The sequence below is a fragment of the Streptomyces chiangmaiensis genome, assembly GCF_036281785.1.
Lineage (GTDB): Bacteria > Actinomycetota > Actinomycetes > Streptomycetales > Streptomycetaceae > Streptomyces > Streptomyces chiangmaiensis.
Genome location: NZ_JAYWVC010000516.1, coordinates 1 through 1,774, shown reverse-complemented (window position 1 = coordinate 1,774; position 1,774 = coordinate 1). Strand labels below are relative to the sequence as shown.

Sequence of the window (1,774 nt, the reverse complement as noted above, 5' to 3'; positions counted from 1 at the left end):
CGTTCACGGGCAACCGCTATGTCTTCGGCGGTGGCAATCCCACCAGCTTCATCGAAGTCGACGGACACCTCAGCTTCTTGGGCCTCGGTGAGTCGATCAGATCTGTAGTCAATTCCGTTAAGAGCGTTCTGGGGATAGCTGCGACGGCTCCGGACGTGAAGAACGGTGAACTCAAGAAGATCCTGGGCGAAATTTACATCAAGCCTGGCTCTAAGCCCGCAGTCGGGAACGGAAAGGTCACTGAGGCCTTGAAGTATGAACTGAAAACAGGACAAAAAGTCAAGCAGAAATGGCACGTGGGTGATGCAGCCGACCAGTTGCGTCGGCTGCAGAAGCTGCTGGAGGCCGACCGCCAGAAGAACATCCTTTCGCCACGGGACCGGACCATCGCACTCAACGAGGCGGAGGGGATCTGGAACGCCTTCGACACACCGGACAAGACCGGAACGGTGAAGGCGCTCCTCAAAGGGAATAAGTCCCTGGACAACGCGGTGAAGCAGGCAATCAATCGAACGGCCAACTCGATGTCGATGCAGTCCTTTACGGGCGGGGAGTTCTACGAGGACCCGCGCGGCTTCGACCGTCCGAAGTCGACGAACAAGGTCAAGCTCCCGAGAATCATGAGCGTGGCCGGAGCAGGTGCGTTCGTGATCGGCCAGGCTCCTAGCTATGTGCGCCAGTACGGGTTCGCGCGTGGGGCTTGGGAGATGTTCAAGGACTCGATCGACCCCTTCGGTGCCTCGGACTACGAGCCCGACCCGTTCTACCCCGACGGCCAGGGAGGGGGCAGCGGAGTATGTGATCCGACCACTAATTCCTGCGCATAGCGGAACAGAGTAGGGGTGAGTGTCCGCCCGCGCCCAGCGCGCGGCGGGCACTCACCCCGTAGTCGAAGAGACACTAGCAATTCCCGTGGGGGAGCCGGATGATGCACGAGGAGTGGGACGGATTGTCGGACGATATCTTTGTCCGGCGCGTTCTGTGGGACGAAGCCCCTGAAAGTCGACCAATGATTCTAGAGTTGGAAGAAGAAGAGCGCCGACTTTTCGGAGATGAAGAAGAGGCATCTCCTGGCATGTATTCATTGGTCAGTGATGCGTTCGTTCATCCCGTATTGATTCCCATGTTGCAAGCCAAGGATTGGGATCTAGGAGCGGCGCTCGGGGCAGCGCGAGCGATTGAGTCTCTCCTCGCTTCCAACAGGTCAGCTATAGGTGACCTGGTGAGCCTCCGGATCACGGACCAGCTGCTGTGGGAGCCTCGGTTCATTGAGTTTGTAGAGAGGTATGGCGGCCCTCGAACAAAGGCTGAGCTAAGAGACAGGAAGTCGCTGGCGTAAGGGCTGCTTGGGTCGATACACAAGTTGTGGCGCCACTCGGCCACCGAGTGGCGCCACAACTTCTCCGATTCGATACACCGAAGGAGGACGAAGAGAACAAACGACCCTCAGCTGGTGTCCTGCGCTGGAGATCCGTCGGCAGAATCGGGCGAGGGATTCGAGGATCTCCTCGGCGGTCTTGGTCCAGATGAACGGCTTGGGATGTGCGGTGGTGTCTACCGCGAGACTCCGATGATCAAGGCGGAGGAGCGGCAGAGCCCCGCGAAGGCCTATCAGGTTGTCGAGGACTTCATGTTCGCCGAGATGAAGGGAAACCTGAAACCGGACGCGTTCAAGGAGAGCAAGCACTACACCAGCTCCTGCGACACCTGGAATCCCATCCAGTGAGCCTTTCCCGGTAATGGATCATGACGTTGCGTGATCGTTCAGATGGTT

The 1,774-nt window shown here is 58.5% G+C and carries 1 protein-coding gene and 1 pseudogene; both read left to right on the top strand.

The window, feature by feature from the left end; translation table 11 throughout:
* A pseudogene (locus tag VXC91_RS45105) lies at nt 1–827 on the top strand (hypothetical protein); the annotation flags it as partial.
* Nucleotides 828–1,570: 743 nt separating this feature from the next.
* Nucleotides 1,571–1,726 (top strand): hypothetical protein, encoded by a 156-nt coding sequence (locus VXC91_RS45100; protein WP_329513129.1) that lies wholly within the window; start codon nt 1,571–1,573, stop codon nt 1,724–1,726.
* The last annotated feature ends 48 nt before the right edge of the window (nt 1,727–1,774 follow it).

Coding starts and splice junctions, on each gene's coding strand:
- VXC91_RS45100 (WP_329513129.1), top strand. CDS start 1,571: ATGATCAAGGCGGAGGAGCGGCAGAGCCCCGCGAAGGCCTATCAGGTT.